The organism is Xanthomonas sp. NCPPB 3959 (assembly GCF_056675575.1).
This window is the reverse complement of record NZ_JBWWVR010000008.1, coordinates 44,800-64,346: the sequence shown is the minus strand read 5'-3', so window position 1 is coordinate 64,346 and position 19,547 is coordinate 44,800. Positions and strand designations below refer to the sequence as shown.

Genomic DNA, 19,547 nt, shown 5'->3' with positions numbered 1-19,547 from the left:
AGAACACGCCTCGCAGGCGTCGCCTCACATCCTTGCTGATCAACATCCACTCCTTGTCAGAACGCATTGAGTCCGGTCAGCGCACGCCCCACCACCAACTGATGCACGGTTTCGGTGCCCTCGTAGGTGATCACCGATTCCAGGTTCAGCGCATGCCGGATCGCCACATGCTCGGTGGTGATGCCGGCCGCGCCCAGCAGATCGCGGCACTCGCGTGCCACGTCCAGCGCCATGCGGCAATTATTCCATTTTGCCAGCGAGATCTGTTCCGGCCGCAGCGTACCGGCTTCTTTCAGGCGCCCCAGCTGCAACGCCAGCAATTGCGCGGTGGAAATCCGCCGGGCCATGTCGGCCAGTTTGATCTGCGCGCTTTGCGTGGCCGCCAGCGGCCGGCCGAACAGAATGCGCTGCCCGCTATAAGCCAGTGCTTCGCGCAGACAAGCCACCGCCGCACCGATCGCGCCCCAGGCAATGCCGTAACGCGCCTGATTGAGGCAACCCAGCGGCGCCTTCAAACCGGCCGCGTTCGGCAGCCGCATCTGCTCCGGCACGTAGACATTGTCCAGGAACAAACCCGAGGTCACCGACGCGCGCAGGCTCATCTTGTGGGCGATGTCCTGCGCACTGAAACCGGCGCTACTGGTCTCGACCAGAAAGCCGCACACGCCATCGTCGGTATGCGCCCAGATGATCGCAAGGCCAGCGATGCTGCCGTTGGTGATCCACATCTTGGACCCGTTCAAGCGCCAGCCATCGCCCTCGCGCACCGCACGGGTGGTCATCGCCGCCGGATCCGAGCCGCCCTGCGCTTCGCTCAATCCGAAGCAGCCGATCAAACGGCCCGCCGCCATCTCCGGCAACCAGCGTTGCCGCTGTTCGTCGCTGCCGTAGGCATGGATCGGATACATGCACAGCGACGATTGCACGCTGACGAAACTGCGCAGGCCGCTGTCGCCGCGCTCCAGTTCCTGGCAGATCAGCCCGTAGGCCACCGCACCCAGACCGGCGCCACCATCGCGCACTGGCAGGCTGGCGCCCAGCAATCCCAGCTCTGCCAGTTCCGGCACCCATTCGCTGGGGAAGCGCCCCGCATCGAAGGCATCGCCGATCGCCGGCAACACCCGTGTGTCGGTGAAGCGGGCCACCGCGTCCTGCACCGCGCGTTCCTCGTCGGTCAGCAGCGCGCGTACATCGAACAGATCATCAGGGCGCACCGGCATGCTGGCTTCCACCACAGGAGAAGCGGCGATTATCTGCCAGTTGCCTGCCGAACATTGCATCGCCTTACTCAGCGCGTCCGCCTGCATGCGCTGGTCGCAGGCAGTGCCTGAAAACGAAAAGAGCCGGCAATGCCGGCTCTTTTCTTGCTATCGCAGCGATCCTGGGCGGATGACTGCCAGCGATTTACTGACGCGTGCTGCCCGCATCCACACGAACGCCCTTGTCACTGGCCGTCGAAGCGGTCTGGGTCACCAGCTGACCGTCGACCACCGGCAGACGATCGCTGGCCGGCTTGTCGTTCATACGCACGGTCTTCTCGAAACCGTCGTAGCGGTAGGTTACGTCGTAGGCCACCACGTTGTCGGCATCGCCCAGCGAGATGCGCTCGCCCGGCTTGCTGTCCATGCGCATGGTGCCGGTAGTGCCATCGGCGTTGCGGTAGGTCACGTCATAGCCGACCACACGCGAGGACTGCGAGTTGGCGTTTTCGGTATGGCACTGGCGCTCGGTGCGGTCCACCACGCGGCCACCGACATGATTGCGGTCCACACGGTTGCCGACCATGCCGCCACCGACTGCACCGGCCACCGTGGCCAGCTTGCGGCCATTGCCGCCGCCGACCTGGTTACCCAGCAGGCCGCCGATCACCGCGCCAGCGACGGTGCCGCCGACATTGCCGTCGCGCTCGGGCAGACGTTCCTGCACCACTACGTCGCGGCAGACTTCGCGCGGCGAGGAGCTGGTGGTGGTTTCGCGGATGGCGGCGCTGTTGACGACCTGCGCGTACTGCGGCTCGCGCTCGGTGATCGGGGCGACCTTGACCACGTCGGCGTATTCCAGACCACGCGGTGCCGGCTCGCCGTTGGCGACGAAATCGCCGGACGACGGGCGATTGTTCATGAAGGCGGCCGTGGCCACGCCTCCGACCAGCAACGCACCAGCAGCGACCAGTATAGTTGTCGTATTGCTCTTCATGATCCAGCTCCGTGCGGACACGCCGCGTTGTTGACGGCGTGATTCCAGCACGCGAACCCTGAACGAAAACGCCCTCGCTCATGAATGCCGTCGTTAAGTTCAGCTAGCGGTTACTTCATGCACTTCTAACAGCCGGAGCATTCGCATGCGAAATCCCCTGACCTCGCGCGCCCTGGACTGGGCCAGCAAGCTGCGCTACCCCACCTTGTTCAAGTTGGCGGCCGCGCTGTTTCTGGTGGACTTGGTGATCCCGGACCCGATCCCGTTCCTGGACGAACTGTTGTTCGGCCTGACCACGCTGCTGTTGGCCAACTGGAAAACGCGCAAGGCGCCCCTGCCCGCGCCGGTGCGCCGCGATTGATGCAGCTGGTCGATAGCCACTGCCACCTGGATGCCGGCGAGTTCGACCACGATCGCGGCGCCGTGATCGCACGTGCGCAGGCCGCCGGTGTCGGGCAGCAGGTGATCCCGGCGATCACCGCCGCCAGTTGGCCCGACCTGCGCACCGTCTGCACCCAGGCGCCGGGGCTTTATCCCGCCTATGGGCTGCATCCGATCTTTCTGGATCAGCATCGTCCCGAGCATCTGGAGCTGCTGGCCGAGTGGATCGAGCGCGAGCGCCCCTGCGCCATCGGCGAGTGCGGGCTGGATTTCTATCTTGAGGGACTGGATGCGCAACTGCAGCGCGATTACTTCGAAGGCCAATTGCAGTTGGCCAGGCGCTTCGATCTGCCGCTGATCGTGCACGCGCGCCGCGCTACCGAAGAAGTCATCGCACGCATCAAGGCAGTTGGCGGCCTGCGCGGCGTGGTGCACAGCTTTGCCGGCAGCCCCGAACAGGCGCAGCAACTGTGGAAGCTGGATTTCATGATCGGCCTGGGCGGCCCGGTGACCTACCCGCGCGCCAACCGCCTGCGCGGTCTGGCCGCAACGATGCCGCTGGACTATCTGCTGCTGGAAACCGATGCGCCGGATCAGCCCGACGCCGGCATCCGCGGCCAACGCAACGAGCCGGCCTACCTGCGCACGGTGCTGGCCTGCATCGCGCAGCTACGCGGCGAGCCGGAAGAGCGCATTGCCGCGCAGACCAGCGCCAACGCGCGGCAGCTGTTCGGATTGCCTGACCTGGCTTTGCCCGGCTGATGCCGGCGCGCTGCCGAAGCGCGCCATGTACAAACGTTACGAACTTGCAGCCACCTCGGCGGCCGGCGACGCAGCGGCGGCAACCACCTTTGGCTTGAGCAACATCTCCAACGCCTTGCCCACTGCCACAAACGCGAAGGTGCCGGTGATATGCGTGGCGGCGCCCAGCCCTGCCCCGCAATCCAGCTTGAGCGTGGCATCGGCATCCAATTGCGGGCGAATGCCGCACACGCTGCCGTCGGCCTGCGGGTATTTGACGTTTTCCAGCGAGTACACCGCCGGCACGCCGAAGTAACGCTGCGGATTCTTGGGGAAATTGAACTCGCTGCGCAGCTTCTTGCGGATCAGCGCCAGCATCGCATCGTGCTCGGTGCGCGAGACATCGCGCACCCGCACCAGCGTGGGGTCGGTGCGCCCACCAGCGGCGCCCACCGTGAGCAAGGGCAACTTGCGCCGGCGGCACCAGGCGATGGTTTCCACTTTCACCCGGAAGCTATCGCAGGCATCGATCACCAGATCGAAGTCATCGCCAAGCAGGCTTCCGATATTGCCGGCGGTGAGAAACGACTCCACCGCATCGGCGGCGATCTCCGGATTGATCGCCACACAGCGCTCGGCCATCGCGCGCGCCTTGTTGCGTCCGTATTGCCCGGCCAATGCCGGCAATTGTCGATTGGTGTTGGACACGCACAGGTCGTCGGCATCGATCAGGCGGATGTGCCCGACGCCGGTACGCGCCAGCGCCTCCACCACCCACGAGCCCACGCCCCCCATCCCGACCACCGCCACACGGCAGGCCGACAGCCGCTCCACCGTGCCGACTCCGTACAGCCGGTCGATACCGGCAAAGCGTTCACGCCATTGTGCTTTCATCGGCCTATTTTACGCGCGCCGCTCAACAAGCGCTTGCTTACCCCCGCGCCCTCACCGGGCCTTCAGTGGAGCCGCCATGTCCGCCACACCCCCTCACCAATCACGTGCGTCCCGCTACGCCTTCATGTTGATACTTGGCTCGTTGATCGGCCTGGTCTGCAGCGTGATGGTGGCGCGCGCGCTGCAGGCCAGGCGCAACCCGGTGCCGGACAGCCTGATGCAGGTGATGGCCTACCAACTGCGCTCTTTACAAGCCGGTGCCGGCGAGGTCTGCAACCCGACGCAACAGCAAGCACGACTGCAATCGCTACGTCTGCTTGCAGACGAACTGGAACCCGCATTTGCAGACATCGGCGAAGACCGCCGCTTTGGCGAGCATGCGCAGGCGCTGCGTGCCGCATTGGATCAGGCGCAGCGCGCGCCATTGCACGATTGCGCCGCGATTGCTGCAGTCAAAACACCGCTGTCGGACGCCTGCGACGCCTGCCACCGTGACTTTCGATGAAGAACGCGCTCGGGTTTCGTTAAGCCTGGAGCGATCCAGTTGGCAGACCGTTCACCTGGACCACCACAGGATGACGTCGCCGCGGCCCTGACCGCTTTTCGAACCACCCCGGAGAGATTTCATGAAGACCCGACTGCTCGTCATTGGCCTGGCTGCAACCACCACCCTGGTTGGCTGCGCCACCTCTCAACCTCAGTACGGCAGCTATCGCGGCGACCGCGGTTACGACCAGGGGCAGTCGCAGCAGGCGCGCTGCGTGGATTGCGGCATCGTGACCCGCATCGATGAAGTCGGCCCCACCCGCAGCGCGCCCACCGGCACCGGCGCAGTGCTCGGCGGCATCGTCGGCGCGGTGGCCGGCCGTCAGATCTCCAAGGAGACAGGCGGCAGCAAGGGCAACAAGAACGTCTCGGCCGTGGCCGGTGCCGCCGCCGGCGCGCTGGCAGGCAACGCGATCCAGAACAACGTCACCAGCGACAGCTTCGATGTGCAGGTGCGCATGGACGATGGGCGCGTCATCGTGGTGAACCAGCGCGACCTGGCCGGCGTGCGCGAAAACGCCTATGTGCGCGTGGTCAACGGCAAGGTCGTGCTGCGCTGATCGGCTTACCCGCTGAGTGACATGACAGAAAGGCCCGGCAACGGGCCTTTCTGCTGTTTGCGTGGTGGCTTGAAGGTGCTGCGCTGCGCTCTAGACCACCTGTACCGCATCGGCCTGTAGGCCTTTCTGCCCTTGCACGACGGTGAAGCTGACCTTCTGACCTTCCTTGAGACTCTTGAAACCCTGGATCTGGATCGCGCGGAAATGGACGAACACGTCCTCGCCGTTTTCGCGACTAATGAATCCAAAACCCTTGGCATCGTTGAACCACTTCACGACACCATTCTCGCGTTCGATGTTGGACATCTCGACTGACTCCCTACGACACTGTGGTGGACTGGCGGTGGTCGCTGTGATTGCAAGGAGGAGCCGAGGTACAAGGATGTAGCGGATCGAACGATCTACCGCATCAGGCCACGATTCACGGTGACCGTTGCAAACAGCAGCGCTGGCAACTTAACCCGCACAAAACGATTTTTCAAGAACCCCTTGCGCATTTTTGTCAAGCCTGAAACGGGATATTTCTAAACCATATGGACACCACCGTCGTTTATTACATCCTGGCCGGCGTGCTGGTGCTGATCGGTCTGGCCGGAGTCATCCTGCCCGCGCTACCGGGCCTGCCATTGGTGTTCGTGGGGTTGCTGGTGGCTGCCTGGGCCGATGGCTTCGTCCACGTCGGCTGGATCGCGCTGGTGATCCTCGGCCTGATCACCGCGCTGTCGTTCGCGATCGACTTTCTGGCCACCGTGTACGGCGCAAAGCGCGTCGGCGCCAGCAAGATGGCGTTATGGGGATCGGTGATCGGCTCGATCATTGGCATCTTCTTCATGCCGATCGGCTTGTTTATCGGCCCGTTTGCCGGGGCGTGGATCGGCGAATACTGGCAGACCCGCAAATCCGACCAGGCCACCAAGGTCGGCATCGGCACCTGGATCGGCATCATGCTGGGCACCGCGAGCAAGCTGGCGCTGGGTCTGTGCATGCTTGGCGTGTTTGCGATCGCCTGGTTTTTCTAGTCAGTCGCTCTAGCGACCACTGACGTTGGTGGCGCCAGACGGTTGTTTGAGCTAGACGGCTGCTTCGGTGTTGGCAGCGCGGGCAGGTATTGATCTGTCGCTGCCCCGCCGACGTAGCCGCCTGATCGAATGTTATGCCGCCGTGTACACACCGCGTATGCAGGCGCGACCGTTAAGCTACAGCCCTCTGCGCCTGCCTGGCGCCTTCATTCGGCCAGACTGCCCATGTCAAAGCACCGCACCCGTCCCTTGATGCTGATTGCGCTGGCGGCCGCGCCGCTGGCGCACGCGCAGGAAATCGCCGCAACCCCCGCCTCGCCGCAGGCCTGCACCTCCGTCACCTCGGATGCGGCGCGGCTGGCGTGCTACGACCAGGCGCTGGGCTACACGCCGCAGCTGACCGCAGAAGCCGACGCCGCCGCGCAACTGGCCAAGCAGAAAGAGGCCAAGCCACAGGACGAACGCGCCATCAGCCGCGTCGGCGATTTCTTCCGCGCCGATGGACAGGACCAACCCAAGGCCGAGGCGGTCGCCAATGCCGGCCGTGGCTCGCTGCTGGATCGCCGCTGGGAGCTGGCCAAGGATTCCAAGCTGGGCACATTCCAGCTGCGCGGCTACAAGCCGGTGTATCTGTTGCCGGCGTTCTGGACCAGCGACTCCAACCGCACCCCGCAGTCGCCCAACCCGGCCAACTCGGTGTCCACACCGCAGCAACTGGACAGTGCCGAGCTGAAGTTCCAGCTCAGCTTCAAGACCAAGGTGGTCGAGGATCTGTTCGGCGACAACGGCGATATCTGGATGGGCTACACCCAGAGCTCGCGTTGGCAGGCTTACAACACCGATGCCTCGCGCCCGTTCCGCGAAACCAACTACGAGCCGGAGGCGATGTTGGTGTTCCGCAACAACTACAGCCTGTTCGGCTGGAAGGGCCGCATGAGCGGCATCAGCATCAATCACATGTCCAACGGCCGCGAGGACCCGCTGTCGCGTTCCTGGAACCGGGTGATCCTCAACATCGGTCTGGATCGCGAGAACTGGGCACTGACGCTGCGTCCGTGGTTCCGCATCAAGGAAGATCGCGCCGACGACAACAATCCCGATATCGAGGATTACATGGGCCGCGGCGACGCGACCCTGGTCTACAACAAGGACGGCCACGAATTCGCATTGATCGCACGGCATTCGCTGCGTGGTGGCGATCGCTCGCACGGCTCGGTGCAGCTGGACTACGGTTTCCCGATCACCAACCTGCTGCGCGGCCATGTGCAGGTGTTCGACGGCTACGGTGAAAGCCTGATCGACTACAACCACAAGGCGACCTATATCGGCCTGGGTGTGTCGTTGCTGGAGTGGTTTTAACCGCTTGCCGTTTCACTGGCCGGCGCAGTGCCGGCCAGTCGCCAGCGTCGACGTTTGATCGGAGCTGGCGTGCCCGTCGCAAAACGCTTGCGGCCGAGCACGCGTACTGGGAGCATGGATGCACGCACTCCGTGCACGGCCAAGCAGGCCGCCCCGTCGACAGGACGTCCCATGGCTCGCCCGCACCGCTCCTTCTTCGCCCATGCCTCTGCGCTGCTGGGCGTGCTCAGTCTGATGGGTGTGGTGTGTTTCCACTTTCCCGATCTGTTGACCAGCCGCGAGTTCCGCGCCGCCTATAACGAGCAGTTCGCACGCCATCTCCTGCTGGTCGGGCTGGTTGCCGCGTTCCTGCTGGGTACCTTCGCCATTCTGCGCGACCGCAACAAGCGCATTGCGATGGTTGGTGTGGGCAGCGCAACGTTGGCGGTGTTGTTCGGTGGCACCAACGTGCAGTTCGATACGATCGGGCGCACGCCCTATTCGCTTGGCCTGGACTGGTTTGTGATTTCGCTGTTCTTCTCGGCGCTGGTGTTCGTGCCGCTGGAACGCTATCTGGGCAAGCGCCGCATTTCGCCGCTACGTCCGGGCTGGCGCACCGATATCGGCTACTTCTTCATGAGCCATGTGCTGGTGCAGTTCATCCTGATCCTGGTCACCGCCTCCACGTCGAGTATCGCCGGGCTGGCCGCGTTTCCATCGCTGAAAGCGGCAATCCAGTCCCTGCCGGTGTGGGGACAGTTTCTGATCGCAGTCTTCGTTGCCGACATGGCGCAGGCATCGCTGCATCGGGCGTATCACAACATTCCGTGGCTGTGGCGATTCCACGCGGTGCATCACTCCAGCCGGGAGATGGACTGGCTGGCCGGGTCACGCATCCATTTTGTGGAAATCGTGCTGACCCGCAGTGCGGTGCTGCTGCCACTGTTGATTCTCGGTTTTTCGACACCGGCAGTGAATGCGTACGTGATTCTGGTCGGCCTGCAGGCGGTGCTCGCACATTCCAACCTCGGCCTGCGTTTTGGCTGGCTGGAATACGTGCTGGTCTTGCCGCGTTATCACCATTGGCATCATGCGCGCCAGCAGGACTATATCGACGTCAACTACGCCATCCATCTGCCCTTGGTGGACATGTTGATGGGCACGTTCAAACTACCACCGAGTCGCGATGCGTGGCCGCAGGAATATGGCGTCATGAAACTGGAAACGGTGCCCAAGGGGCTGATGCGCCAGCACCTGATGCCATTCCGTCGGCGCAAGACGTTCGACGATTATGTGGACTAAAACTCGAGATACGGTTTGCGTTGAAGTGTCTGCCCAGCGCGGATAATCATGTGCAGAACGGCTGATCTGCCACTTGGCTGCAGGGCCCTTGCCCGCCCACCATCGCGGGACACGCCGCAAGTACGTCCCTGTAGGCTCTTACGCGGCATCCATGCCGCGTAAGGTCCCGCGATGGTGGGCGGGCAAGGACCAGTCGGGATGGTCGGTCTGCATGGTTGCTAGCAGTGCATGCGGCGCGGCTGTCCGATGAGCTGCGGTTTGATCAGCGCCTGTGGATTTGATCGATGTTGCGACCATTCCAGACATCACGCCATTCGGTCAACGAACGCGACACGTTGCTGCCATCGATACAGTGTTCGGGCGGTTGTGTCAGAGCTAACGACAGCGCTGCACCGCACATATGAAAACAGCGCAGGAGATCATCCTGCGCTGTCATTGCCGAACAATCGCAATAACCATCAGACGTCGAAGAAATCCACCTTGCCGTCTTTCAGGGTGTAATACGCACCGACCACGCGGACATTGCCTGCGCGCAGCGGTTCCAGCAGTGCCGGCTCGGAAGCGGCACGCAGGCGGTCGACGGTGCGCTTGACGTTGGCCTTGACTGAGGCGGCCAGCAGGTCAGCGCCGCCCTTGCTCTTGGCAGTCAGCACGGCGGGGACGATCGGCTCGATCATCGAGCCGATCGCGCCGGGGAAGAACGCGCCCTGCTCCACCACCGACACCGCAGCGGCAACCGCGCCGCAACTCTCGTGGCCCATCACCACCACCAGCGGCACGCCGAGCTGACTCACCGCATATTCGATCGAACCCAATGCAGTGGTATCGACGGTATTGCCGGCGTTGCGCACGATGAACATCTCGCCAAGGCCGCGACCAAACAGCAGTTCCGGCGGCACGCGCGAATCCGAGCACGACACCAGAATCACGAACGGGGTCTGGCCCAGCGCCAGCTCCAGCCGGCGCTTGCCGTCGGAGATCACCTTCTTGGGACGGTTCTCGACAAACGCAGCGTTGCCGTCACGCAGGGTCTGCAACGCCTGCTCGGCGTTTAGATCGGTTTTCTTCGACGGCGCGGCGCGCACAGCGAATGGCAGTGACGCGGCTGCGGCCGCGACCGGCGCGCAACAGGCGCATTGCAGCAATTTTCGACGGGATGCGGAATGCGACATGGACGAGCCCCTGCTCTCTGGTTGGTGTCGCGATCGTACTACGCGGCAAGCGCGGCGGAACGCTTTGAAGCGCGCTGATGGACGCCGCACAACGCCTGCTGCGGCTGGAGATTCAGGTCCAGTCCGTTAGACCCTCGCGGCGATAGGTTTCCTGAAACGCCGGCCGGGCTTTCATTCGCTGCGCATGCGCGTGCAGCGCCGGCCAGGTATCGCTGGGCCGGGGCATATTGCGCGACCAGCGCATCATCATGGTCAGCATGAAATCGGCTGCCGACAACGTCTGGCCGAGCAGATACGGACCATTGGCTTGCAGGTGCGCATCGACCTGGGTCCAGGCCGCTTCGAGTTTTTGCCGTGCCTGCGCCTGCGCCGCATCGCTGTGCGCGGCACCGGCCGGCTCGCCCGGGTAGAACCAGGCGCGATACGCCGGCTGCAAGGTGTTGGCGCAGAAGAACATCCACCTGTAGTAGTGCGCACGCGCAGGCGTGCCGACCGGCGGCGCCAATCCAGACTGCGGATACAGGTCGGCCAGATGCAGCACGATTGCTGCAGCTTCGGTCAACACCTGGCCCTCCAGCACCAGCGTCGGCACCACGCCGGCCGGATTGAGTGCCAGATATTCAGGCGATTTCTGCTCGGCGCGATCGAAATCCAGCGGCTGCAGCACGTGCGGCACATCCAGTTCGATCAGCAGCCAATGCACGACCAGGGCTGCGGTGCTGGGGGAGTGATAAAGCGTTGTGGTCATACGGATTCCTGAAGTCAGTTGGTGCAGGCGCGCAGGCAGGCGAGCTTGCGTGGTTCACAGCGATTGTCGTCACTCTGTTGGCTGCAATCGAAGACCTGCGCGAGGCAATTGGCCCGCTGTGCCGGATTCTGCACGTCATCGCAGCGTTTTCCCCGCGGCGCCACCGAGGCGCTGCAACTGCTCTCGCTAGGCCGATCGGCGCGGCATTGCCTGGCACTCTGATTGCACTGCGCGATGCAACGGTCCGACGCTACGGGCCCGCTGAATCGTGTGGAGGGCTCGCTTGGCCTGAGTGGCTTTTTTTCTTCAAACGGCACCGGCGCGGCTGGTCTCGGTGCGTAGTTGCCGGAAGGAAACAGCACCGTCGGTGCTGTCTTCTGCTGCGCTGCCACACCCTGGCTGAGGCAGACCAACAACGCGATGCAGATGAGTCGGAGCATTCCTGTTCTCCTGTGACCGTCAGTACGCCGAGCATATCGGGTTGTCGTTCGGCGTTGCCTGCCGCGTGGTCGATCCGGCAGGCCGTCTTCATCCCGATAGACAGACACCGGCTGATGACGGGGACCTACGCGTATTAACTTGGTTGCGGGACGCGGCGACGCAGTGCAGTTGCGTCGCCGCTCCTGGCCAAGCTTATTCCACCACCACCGGAATCTTGCCGATGCGCGACTGCCACAAACGCGGCCCGGTCTTGTGCACCGACTCGCCGGTGGAATCCACAGCGACTGTGACCGGCATGTCCTTGACCTCGAATTCGTAGATCGCCTCCATGCCCAGATCTTCGAACGCCAGCACGCGCGCAGCCTTGATCGCCTTGGACACCAGATACGCCGAGCCGCCGACTGCCATCAGATACACAGCCTTGTTATCGCGGATCGCGTCGATCGCCGCATCGCCGCGCTCGGACTTGCCGACCATGCCGAGCAGGCCGGTTTGTTCCAGCATCTGGCGGGTGAACTTGTCCATGCGGGTGGCAGTGGTCGGGCCAGCCGGGCCCACCACTTCATCGCGCACCGGGTCGACCGGGCCGACGTAATAGATGAAGCGGTTGGTGAAGTCGACCGGCAAGGTTTCGCCCTTGTTGAGCATGTCGATCATGCGCTTGTGCGCGGCGTCGCGGCCGGTCAGCAGCTTGCCGTTGAGCAGCACCACTTCGCCGGGCTTGAAGCTGGCGACCTCTTCGCGGGTGATGGTGTCCAGATTCACCCGGCGCGCGTTGGTCGGGTTGTAGGTCAGCTTGGGCCAGTCTTCCAGCGACGGCGGCTCCAGCATCACCGGGCCGCTGCCGTCCAGGGTGAAGTGCGCGTGGCGGGTGGCGGCGCAGTTGGGAATCAGCGCCACCGGCAGGTTGGCGGCGTGGGTCGGGTAATCCTTGACCTTGATGTCCAGCACCGTGGTCAGGCCGCCCAGGCCTTGCGCGCCGATGCCGAGCGCGTTGACCTTTTCGTACAACTCCAGCCGCAGTTCCTCGGCGCGGTTGGAGGCGCCACGCGCCTGCAGGTCGACGATGTCGATCGGCTCCATCAACGCTTCCTTGGCCAGCAGCATGGCCTTTTCGGCGGTGCCGCCGATGCCGATGCCGAGCATGCCCGGCGGGCACCAGCCGGCGCCCATGGTGGGCACGGTCTTGAGCACCCAGTCGACGATGGAGTCGGACGGGTTGAGCATGGCGAACTTGCTCTTGGCCTCCGAGCCGCCGCCCTTGGCCGCGACGATCACCTCGACATGGTGGCCGGGCACGATCTTGGTGTTGACCACCGCCGGGGTGTTGTCGCGGGTGTTGGTCCGCTTGCCGGCCGGGTCGGCCAGCACGCTGGCGCGCAGCTTGTTGTCGGGGTGGTTGTAGGCGCGGCGCACGCCTTCGTTGACCATGTCTTCCACACCCATGGTGGCGTCGTCCCAGCGCACCTGCATGCCGATTTCCAGGAACACGGTAACGATGCCGGTGTCCTGGCAGATCGGGCGATGGCCTTCGGCGCACATGCGCGAGTTGATCAGGATCTGCGCGATGGCGTCCTTGGCGGCCGGCGATTCTTCGCGCTCGTAAGCGGCGGACAGATTCTTGATGTAGTCGACCGGGTGGTAATAGCTGATGTACTGCAGCGCGTCGGCGACGGACTGGATGAGGTCTTCCTGCTTGATCGAGGTCACGGCTGGCTCTACGGCTGGCGGGGGCAATCCGGGCATTTTAGTCCAAACTTCCAGCGCGTCCTGCGGCCGCGTCAATGGCTGCGATTGACCAGGCCAAGGATTGCGTGGCGCCCGACCCAACGCCCGGGCGCCCTGCGATACACCGGCCGCACCGATTTGCTAGTGCGCAGTCAGCGACAGAGCAGCTATCGCGCGCCAATGCAGGGATGCGCACTGGCGCCTTCCAACACTTCACGCCTACGCAAAGCGCTGCACACTAGTGCGATGTCAGCATCCCGTTCCGGCGCCACCGCGCCCGCCGCACCCCGTACCGGCCCCACCCTGCGCGAGCGCTTGAATGCGCTGCGTAACCTGCCACCGTTTCTGCGCCAGATCTGGCAGACCAGCCGCTGGCTGAGCGCCAGCAGCATCGGCCTGCGCGTACTGCGCGCGTTGATGCCGGTGGCTTCGCTGTATATCGGCAAATTGATCATCGACGAGGCGATCCATCTGGTCGGTCAACCGCCGGCCTTCGATTCGCTGACCCAGGCACTGGGCAGCGGCCGCCTGAACCGGCTGCTGGAATTGCTGGCGCTGGAACTGGCGCTGGCAATCGGTTCGGACCTGCTCGGCCGGCTGGTCGGCTACGCCGATGCGCTGCTGTCGGAACTGTTCAACAACGCCGCCAGCGTGCGCCTGATGGAACACGCCGCGCAGCTGGATCTGGAGGACTTCGAAGATCCCGACCGCCAGGACAAGCTGGATCGTGCGCGGCGCCAGACCATGAACCGCATGAACCTGATGAGCCAGCTGTTTGGCCAGGTGCAGGACGCCATTACCGTGGTCAGCCTGGCGGTGGGCCTGGTGGTGTATGCACCGTGGTTGATCCTGCTGCTGGCGATTGCCCTGATCCCGGCGTTTATCGGCGAGGCGCATTTCAATGCGCTGGGCTACTCGCTCAACTTCCAGTGGACGCCGGAGCGGCGCCAGCTCGATTACCTGCGCCAGGTCGGCGCCAGCGTCGAGACCGCAAAAGAAGTCAAGATCCTCAACCTGCACCGCTTTTTGATCGCACGCTATCGCCGGCTGGCCGACAAGTTCTTCCAGGCCAATCGCGCATTGGCGCGCAAGCGTGCGTTGTGGGGCGCGCTGCTGGCTGCGCTGGGCACCTTGGGTTACTACATGGCCTATGGCTATATCGCATGGCGCACCGTGCGCGGCGATTTCAGCATCGGCGATCTGACCTTTCTGGCCGGCAGTTTCCTGCGGCTGCGCCAGTTGCTGGAAGGCCTGCTGATCGGGTTCTCGCAGGTCGCCGGGCAGGCCTTGTATCTGGACGATCTGTATTCGTTCTTCAACATCGTGCCGGAAATCCGCTCGCGCCCGAATGCGCTGCCGGTGCCGCGACCGATCCGCCAGGGCTTCGTGTTCGAGGATGTGGGTTTTCGCTATCCGGACGCCGAACAATGGACGGTGCGGCACCTGGATTTCGAGCTGCGGGCGGGCGAAGTGCTGGCCCTGGTCGGCGAAAACGGCGCCGGCAAGACCACCCTGGTCAAGCTGCTGGCACGGCTGTACGACCCGGACGAAGGCCGCATCCTGCTCGATGGGCAAGACCTGCGCGATTACGATCTGGACGATCTGCGCGCCAACCTGGGCGTGATCTTTCAGGACTTCGTGCGCTATCACTTAAGCGTTGGCGAGAACATCGGCGTTGGCCAGGTCGATGCCATGGGCGATGCACCGCGCATCCGCGCCGCCGCCCAGCGCGCGATGGCCGGCGAGCTCATCGACAGCCTGCCCGATGGCTACGATCAATTGATCGGCCGACGCTTCAAGAACAGCGTGGATCTGTCCGGCGGGCAATGGCAGAAGATCGCCATCGCACGCGCCTACATGCGCGATGCGCAGCTGATGATCCTGGACGAACCCACCGCCGCACTGGATGCACGCAGCGAGTTTGAGGTATTCCAGCGTTTCAAGGAATTGTCGGACAACCGCACCGCGGTGCTGATCTCGCACCGTTTCTCCAGCGTGCGCATGGCCGACCGCATCCTGGTGCTGGCCGCTGGCCGCATCGAGGCCAACGGCACGCATGCGGAGTTGATGGCGCAGGGTGGCCGGTATGCGGAGTTGTTCGAGCTGCAGGCGGCGGGGTATCGGTGAGGCCGGGATTCGGGATTGGAGATTTGGGATTGGCCTGAGCTGCCGGTCCATCGCGGGCCCGAGAACGTCCAGGCCCCAAGGATCCGCTCTTGCGAATCACCAATCCCGACTCCCGAATCCCGGCCACCTAAATGAGAGTTCATCTCATTTGGCCGGTTTGAGGTAGAATTGGCAGGTACTCTTCCCACGATACTCACCGGCATGTCTTCCGCTTTCGGCGCCCAAACGGTGCTCGAGGTCCGTCACTGGACCGACGCCTACTTCAGCTTCACCACGACCCGCGATGCCGGTTTCCGTTTCGAGAACGGCCAGTTCGTGATGATCGGCCTGGAAACCGAGACGCGCCCGTTGCTGCGTGCGTACTCGATCGCCAGCGCCAACTGGGAAGAACATCTGGAGTTCTTCAGTATCAAGGTGCCGGACGGCCCGCTCACCTCGCGGCTGCAGCACATCAAACCGGGCGATCAGGTACTGGTCGGCAAGAAGCCCACCGGCACGCTGCTGATCAGCGACCTGCACCCGGGCCGTAACCTGTATCTACTGGGCACCGGTACCGGTCTGGCGCCGTGGTTGTCGGTGATCAAGGACCCGGAAACCTACGAGCGTTTCGACAAGGTGATCCTGACCCAGGGCGTGCGCTTCGTGCAGGATCTGGCCTACCGCGACTACTTCGAGCGCGAGCTGCCGCAGCATGAGTTTCTCGGCGACCTCCTGCGCGACAAGTTGCTATATTACCCGGCGGTGACGCGCGAAGACTTCGCCAACCGGGGCCGCCTGACCGAGCTGATGGAAGACGGCCGCATGCAGCAGACGCTGGGCTTGCCGCCGCTGGATCCGGCCAACGACCGCTTCATGATCTGCGGCAGTCCGCAGATGCTGGCCGACCTGCGCAACGTGCTGGATGCGCGCGGTTTTGAAACCTCGCCACGCATCGGCACGCCGGGGCATTACGTCTTCGAGCGCGCGTTCGTCGAGAAGTGATGCGGCGCGCGTGAAACGCCAGCGATGGTGCGGCGTTTTACGTAGACCGCATCGCCAGCGCGCGTGCGTCGTAGGAGCGCCCCTGGGCGCGATGAAGCATTCCCGGTAACGCCTCATCGCGCCCAAGGGCGCTCCTACGTTTGAGCAACACGCCCTGCAAGATCACGCGCCCAGCGCGCGCTCGATATCTGCAGCCAACGCTTCCGGCTTGGTGGTCGGCGCATAACGCTCCAACACGCGGCCATCGCGGCCGATCAGGAACTTGGTGAAGTTCCACTTGATCGCTTCCGAGCCCAGGACGCCGCGCTGTTCGTGCTTGAGGTGCTGCCACAGCGGATGCGCGCCGCTGCCATTGACCTCGATCTTCTCGGCCAGCGGAAAATCCACCGAATAATCGAGCGAGCAGAACTGGCGGATCTGCGCCGCATCGCCCGGCTCCTGATGGCCGAACTGATCGCACGGGAATCCGATCACCACCAAGCCACGTTCGCGATAGCGCTGCCACAGCGCCTGCAGGCCTGCGTATTGCGGCGTAAAGCCGCATTTCGAAGCGACATTCACCACCAGCAGCACCTTGCCGGCGTAGTCGCGCATCGACTGCGTGCGACCGTCCAGGTCGGTGAATTCAAACGTGGAGATGTCGCTCATGGCGTGCTCGGATGCTCAGGGAAACGGCAGCGTAGCCCAGCTGTCGGCATTGCGGCACTGCATCCGCACTGCGCGTGCTCAGCACGCGCATTGCCAGCAGAAAGGCGCGCCAGATCGACGCTCTGTTGGAGCCATCCCCACATTTCATCCAATGTCTCCGGATCATTGTTGGCGCCGCAAGTGAAACGCCAGGCGGCCTCACAAAGCGAACGAGACCCAAGCGAGCAATCATTGGACCAGCCCAGATGGCGCACTTCGCCGCAGCGTTTGACTACGGCATTTCACGGCAGCGCAGTGTCTTGCGAGTCGCGGTCCAGCGGCGCCAGCTAACGGCAGAGCCCGCGTGCACTGCCGCCGACCAGCTGGTCGAGCTCGGCCTCGTCCACCGGCCACGTTCGCGGATTGGCTACACGATGACCTTGCAGCCATGCCTTTTGTCACACGCCTGTCCGGCCCGGCTGGGTTAGCCTCGGCGGTTCGCACTTTGGAGCCACTCTCTTGACCACCCGTCTCGCCTTTGCCCTGGCCGCTTCCCTGGGACTTGCCATGCCGTCCTACAGCATCGCCGCACCTGCCGCCACGCAGGCCGCCACCCAAGCCAACCCGTTCTTCGCCGACAGCACGCTGCCGCTGCATTACCCGCAGTTCGACAAGATCACCGACAGCGATTTTGCTCCCGCCTTCGACGCCGGCATGACCGAGCAGTTGAAGGAAGTGGAAAAGATCGCCAACCAGAAAGCCAAGCCGAGCTTCGACAACACCATCATTGCGCTGGAAAAAAGCGGCGCCACGCTGGATCGCGCCACCACGGTGTTCTTCAACCTGGTCGGTGCCGACACCAACGATGCGCGCAAGAAACTGCAGGCCGATTATTCGGCGAAATTCGCCGCGCACCGCGACGCGATCTCGCTCAATAGCAAGCTGTTTGCGCGCATCCAGACCTTGTACGACCAACGCAGCAAACTGGGCCTGGACGCGCAAGGCCTGCGCCTGGTCGAGAAGTACCACAGCGATTTCGTGCGCGATGGCGCCAAGCTCTCCGATGCCGACAAGACCACGCTCAAGGCGATGAATGCCGAGCTGGCCAACCTGGGCACCACCTTCAGCCAGAACGTGCTGGCCGAAGTGAATGCCGCCGCCGTTGTCGTCGATGACGTCAAGCAGCTCGATGGCCTGTCAGATGAGCAGATTGCCTCCGCCGCCGAAGCCGCCAAGGCGCGCAAGCTCGACGGCAAGTACGTGATCGCACTGCTCAACACCACCGGCCAGCCGCCGCTGACCCAGCTGAAGAATCGCGAACTGCGCAAGAAGATCTACGACGCTTCGGTGTCGCGTGGCAGCCACGGCGGCCAGTACGACAACACCGCACTGGTCGCACGCATCATGAAGCTGCGCGCAGACAAGGCCAAGCTGCTCGGCTTCCCCACCTACGCCGCCTACTCGCTGGAAAACCAGACCGCCAAGACCCCCGAGGCGGTCAACGCGATGCTGGGCAAACTGGCACCGGCCGCAGTGGCCAACGCCAAGCGCGAAGCGGCCGATCTGCAGGCGATGATCGACAAGGAACAAAAGGCCGCGCGCAAGCCCACCTTCAAGCTCGAAGCCTGGGATTGGGCCTACTACAGCGAGAAGGTGCGCCAGGCCAAGTACAACTTCGACGAGTCGCAGCTCAAGCCATATTTCGAGCTGAAGAACGTGCTGGAAAACGGCGTGTTCTATGCAGCCAATCAGGAATACGGTCTGACCTTCAAGCAGCGCACCGACCTGCCCACCTATCGCGACGACATCACCGTCTACGACGTGTTCGATGCCGACGGCAAGCAGCTGGCGATCTTCATCGCCGACATGTACGCACGCGAATCCAAGCGCGGCGGCGCGTGGATGAACTCGTATGTCTCGCAATCGGATCTGACCGGTTTCAAGCCGGTGGTGGCCAATCACCTCAACATTCCCAAACCGCCGGCCGGACAGCCCACGTTGCTGACCTGGGATGAAGTGACCACCATGTTCCATGAGTTCGGCCATGCGCTGCACGGCATGTTCTCGGACGTCAAATACCCGTATTTCTCCGGCACCAGCGTGCCGCGCGACTTCGTCGAGTTCCCCTCGCAGGTCAACGAAATGTGGGCCGACGAGCCGTCCATCCTGAAGAACTACGCCAAGCATTATCAGAATGGCACGCCGATGCCGCAGGCGCTGCTGGATAAGGTGATTGCGGCCTCCAAGTTCAACCAGGGCTTTGCCACCACCGAGTATCTGGGTGCGGCGATGCTGGATCAGAACTGGCACCAAGTCAGCGCCAACCAGGTGCCCGACGCAGCCGGCGTGATGGCCTTCGAAGCCAAGGCCCTGCAGCAGGACGGCATTGCCTACGCGCCGGTGCCGCCGCGCTACAAGACGCCATATTTCAGCCACATCATGGGTGGTTACGCGGCGGGCTACTACGCCTACATCTGGTCCGAAGTGCTGGACGCAAACACCCAGCAGTGGTTCAAGCAGCATGGCGGGTTGAGCCGCGCCAATGGCGATCGTTTCCGCCAGACCCTGCTCTCGCGTGGCGGCAGCGTGGATGCGATGGAGCTGTTCCAGAACTTTGCCGGGCATGCGCCGCAGATCGAGCCCCTGCTCGAAAAGCGCGGCCTAAGCGCGCAAGGCGGCGATGGTGCAACGCCGGAAGCACCGCAGTCCAAGCCGTAATCGGGACCTGCGGGAAATAAAAACGCCG

General features: G+C 63.6%; 19 protein-coding genes. 10 read left to right on the top strand and 9 right to left on the bottom strand.

The genetic code is table 11. The annotated features are described in order from the left end of the window. Positions 1–56: 56 nt before the first annotated feature. Both AC1KVG_RS10960 and AC1KVG_RS10955 read right to left on the bottom strand, forming a co-directional pair. Positions 57–1,232: an acyl-CoA dehydrogenase family protein gene (locus AC1KVG_RS10960; protein WP_176340532.1), complete on the bottom strand. Its 1,176-nt coding sequence runs from the start codon at positions 1,230–1,232 to the stop codon at positions 57–59. 172 nt (positions 1,233–1,404) lie between these two features. After that, positions 1,405–2,196 (bottom strand): glycine zipper 2TM domain-containing protein, encoded by a 792-nt coding sequence (locus AC1KVG_RS10955; protein WP_023903490.1) that lies wholly within the window; start codon positions 2,194–2,196, stop codon positions 1,405–1,407. Positions 2,197–2,341: 145 nt separating this feature from the next. Between AC1KVG_RS10955 and AC1KVG_RS10950 the strand changes: the two genes are divergently transcribed. Continuing rightward, positions 2,342–2,557, top strand: a complete 216-nt coding sequence (locus AC1KVG_RS10950; RefSeq protein ID WP_006451920.1) for a DUF6116 family protein — start codon at positions 2,342–2,344, stop codon at positions 2,555–2,557. Continuing rightward, positions 2,557–3,339, top strand: coding sequence for a TatD family hydrolase (locus AC1KVG_RS10945; protein WP_481094422.1), 783 nt, complete (start codon positions 2,557–2,559; stop codon positions 3,337–3,339). The genes AC1KVG_RS10950 and AC1KVG_RS10945 overlap by 1 nt, the downstream gene beginning before the upstream one ends. A 36-nt stretch (positions 3,340–3,375) precedes the next feature. Here the strand turns inward: AC1KVG_RS10945 and AC1KVG_RS10940 are convergent, their stop codons facing one another. Beyond that, positions 3,376–4,212: a tRNA threonylcarbamoyladenosine dehydratase gene (locus tag AC1KVG_RS10940; protein WP_481094421.1), complete on the bottom strand. Its 837-nt coding sequence runs from the start codon at positions 4,210–4,212 to the stop codon at positions 3,376–3,378. 76 nt (positions 4,213–4,288) lie between these two features. Between AC1KVG_RS10940 and AC1KVG_RS10935 the strand changes: the two genes are divergently transcribed. Beyond that, positions 4,289–4,717 (top strand): hypothetical protein, encoded by a 429-nt coding sequence (locus AC1KVG_RS10935; RefSeq protein ID WP_481094420.1) that lies wholly within the window; start codon positions 4,289–4,291, stop codon positions 4,715–4,717. Positions 4,718–4,838: 121 nt separating this feature from the next. Next, entirely contained in the window at positions 4,839–5,318 is a 480-nt protein-coding gene (locus AC1KVG_RS10930) for an outer membrane lipoprotein (protein WP_180315864.1), read from the top strand. Positions 5,319–5,408: 90 nt separating this feature from the next. Here AC1KVG_RS10930 and AC1KVG_RS10925 read toward each other — a convergent pair whose 3' ends face one another. Continuing rightward, a complete protein-coding gene (locus tag AC1KVG_RS10925; protein ID WP_003483561.1) occupies positions 5,409–5,624 on the bottom strand; it encodes a cold-shock protein in 216 nt (71 codons plus the stop codon). A 227-nt stretch (positions 5,625–5,851) separates the two neighbouring features. Here AC1KVG_RS10925 and AC1KVG_RS10920 point away from each other — a divergent pair, with 227 nt between their 5' ends. From AC1KVG_RS10920 to AC1KVG_RS10910, 3 genes are all read left to right on the top strand, one after another. Next, positions 5,852–6,337 (top strand): DUF456 domain-containing protein, encoded by a 486-nt coding sequence (locus AC1KVG_RS10920; RefSeq protein ID WP_481094419.1) that lies wholly within the window; start codon positions 5,852–5,854, stop codon positions 6,335–6,337. Between the two features lie 225 nt (positions 6,338–6,562). Next, positions 6,563–7,696: a phospholipase A gene (locus AC1KVG_RS10915; protein ID WP_074057080.1), complete on the top strand. Its 1,134-nt coding sequence runs from the start codon at positions 6,563–6,565 to the stop codon at positions 7,694–7,696. A gap of 171 nt (positions 7,697–7,867) precedes the next feature. Beyond that, on the top strand, positions 7,868–8,977 hold the full coding sequence (locus tag AC1KVG_RS10910; protein WP_115036566.1) for a sterol desaturase family protein: 1,110 nt from the start codon (positions 7,868–7,870) through the stop codon (positions 8,975–8,977). Positions 8,978–9,435: 458 nt separating this feature from the next. On the opposite strand, the gene AC1KVG_RS10905 is transcribed toward AC1KVG_RS10910, so the two are convergent. The 4 genes from AC1KVG_RS10905 to AC1KVG_RS10890 all read right to left on the bottom strand — a co-directional run bounded on the left by AC1KVG_RS10905 (position 9,436) and on the right by AC1KVG_RS10890 (position 13,048). Then, positions 9,436–10,074, bottom strand: coding sequence for a carbonic anhydrase (locus AC1KVG_RS10905; protein ID WP_205394883.1), 639 nt, complete (start codon positions 10,072–10,074; stop codon positions 9,436–9,438). A gap of 187 nt (positions 10,075–10,261) precedes the next feature. Beyond that, positions 10,262–10,897, bottom strand: coding sequence for a glutathione S-transferase family protein (locus tag AC1KVG_RS10900; RefSeq protein ID WP_481094418.1), 636 nt, complete (start codon positions 10,895–10,897; stop codon positions 10,262–10,264). A 14-nt stretch (positions 10,898–10,911) separates the two neighbouring features. Further along, positions 10,912–11,337: a hypothetical protein gene (locus tag AC1KVG_RS10895; protein ID WP_481094417.1), complete on the bottom strand. Its 426-nt coding sequence runs from the start codon at positions 11,335–11,337 to the stop codon at positions 10,912–10,914. 193 nt (positions 11,338–11,530) lie between these two features. Beyond that, complete coding sequence (locus tag AC1KVG_RS10890) at positions 11,531–13,048, bottom strand: fumarate hydratase (protein WP_481094416.1); 1,518 nt, start codon at positions 13,046–13,048, stop codon at positions 11,531–11,533. Positions 13,049–13,312: 264 nt separating this feature from the next. Between AC1KVG_RS10890 and AC1KVG_RS10885 the strand changes: the two genes are divergently transcribed. Both AC1KVG_RS10885 and AC1KVG_RS10880 read left to right on the top strand, forming a co-directional pair. After that, positions 13,313–15,193 (top strand): ABC transporter ATP-binding protein, encoded by a 1,881-nt coding sequence (locus AC1KVG_RS10885; protein ID WP_481094415.1) that lies wholly within the window; start codon positions 13,313–13,315, stop codon positions 15,191–15,193. A 201-nt stretch (positions 15,194–15,394) separates the two neighbouring features. Next, positions 15,395–16,174: a ferredoxin--NADP reductase gene (locus AC1KVG_RS10880; RefSeq protein ID WP_023903476.1), complete on the top strand. Its 780-nt coding sequence runs from the start codon at positions 15,395–15,397 to the stop codon at positions 16,172–16,174. 162 nt (positions 16,175–16,336) lie between these two features. Here AC1KVG_RS10880 and AC1KVG_RS10875 read toward each other — a convergent pair whose 3' ends face one another. Then, entirely contained in the window at positions 16,337–16,822 is a 486-nt protein-coding gene (locus AC1KVG_RS10875) for a glutathione peroxidase (RefSeq protein WP_481094414.1), read from the bottom strand. A 498-nt stretch (positions 16,823–17,320) separates the two neighbouring features. Between AC1KVG_RS10875 and AC1KVG_RS10870 the strand changes: the two genes are divergently transcribed. Then, on the top strand, positions 17,321–19,519 hold the full coding sequence (locus AC1KVG_RS10870; RefSeq protein ID WP_481094413.1) for a M3 family metallopeptidase: 2,199 nt from the start codon (positions 17,321–17,323) through the stop codon (positions 19,517–19,519). Positions 19,520–19,547: the final 28 nt, after the last annotated feature.

Coding starts and splice junctions, on each gene's coding strand:
- AC1KVG_RS10955 (WP_023903490.1), bottom strand. CDS start 2,196: ATGAAGAGCAATACGACAACTATACTGGTCGCTGCTGGTGCGTTGCTG.
- AC1KVG_RS10950 (WP_006451920.1), top strand. CDS start 2,342: ATGCGAAATCCCCTGACCTCGCGCGCCCTGGACTGGGCCAGCAAGCTG.
- AC1KVG_RS10945 (WP_481094422.1), top strand. CDS start 2,557: ATGCAGCTGGTCGATAGCCACTGCCACCTGGATGCCGGCGAGTTCGAC.
- AC1KVG_RS10940 (WP_481094421.1), bottom strand. CDS start 4,212: ATGAAAGCACAATGGCGTGAACGCTTTGCCGGTATCGACCGGCTGTAC.
- AC1KVG_RS10935 (WP_481094420.1), top strand. CDS start 4,289: ATGTCCGCCACACCCCCTCACCAATCACGTGCGTCCCGCTACGCCTTC.
- AC1KVG_RS10930 (WP_180315864.1), top strand. CDS start 4,839: ATGAAGACCCGACTGCTCGTCATTGGCCTGGCTGCAACCACCACCCTG.
- AC1KVG_RS10925 (WP_003483561.1), bottom strand. CDS start 5,624: ATGTCCAACATCGAACGCGAGAATGGTGTCGTGAAGTGGTTCAACGAT.
- AC1KVG_RS10920 (WP_481094419.1), top strand. CDS start 5,852: ATGGACACCACCGTCGTTTATTACATCCTGGCCGGCGTGCTGGTGCTG.
- AC1KVG_RS10915 (WP_074057080.1), top strand. CDS start 6,563: ATGTCAAAGCACCGCACCCGTCCCTTGATGCTGATTGCGCTGGCGGCC.
- AC1KVG_RS10910 (WP_115036566.1), top strand. CDS start 7,868: ATGGCTCGCCCGCACCGCTCCTTCTTCGCCCATGCCTCTGCGCTGCTG.
- AC1KVG_RS10900 (WP_481094418.1), bottom strand. CDS start 10,897: ATGACCACAACGCTTTATCACTCCCCCAGCACCGCAGCCCTGGTCGTG.
- AC1KVG_RS10895 (WP_481094417.1), bottom strand. CDS start 11,337: ATGCTCCGACTCATCTGCATCGCGTTGTTGGTCTGCCTCAGCCAGGGT.
- AC1KVG_RS10885 (WP_481094415.1), top strand. CDS start 13,313: ATGTCAGCATCCCGTTCCGGCGCCACCGCGCCCGCCGCACCCCGTACC.
- AC1KVG_RS10880 (WP_023903476.1), top strand. CDS start 15,395: ATGTCTTCCGCTTTCGGCGCCCAAACGGTGCTCGAGGTCCGTCACTGG.
- AC1KVG_RS10875 (WP_481094414.1), bottom strand. CDS start 16,822: ATGAGCGACATCTCCACGTTTGAATTCACCGACCTGGACGGTCGCACG.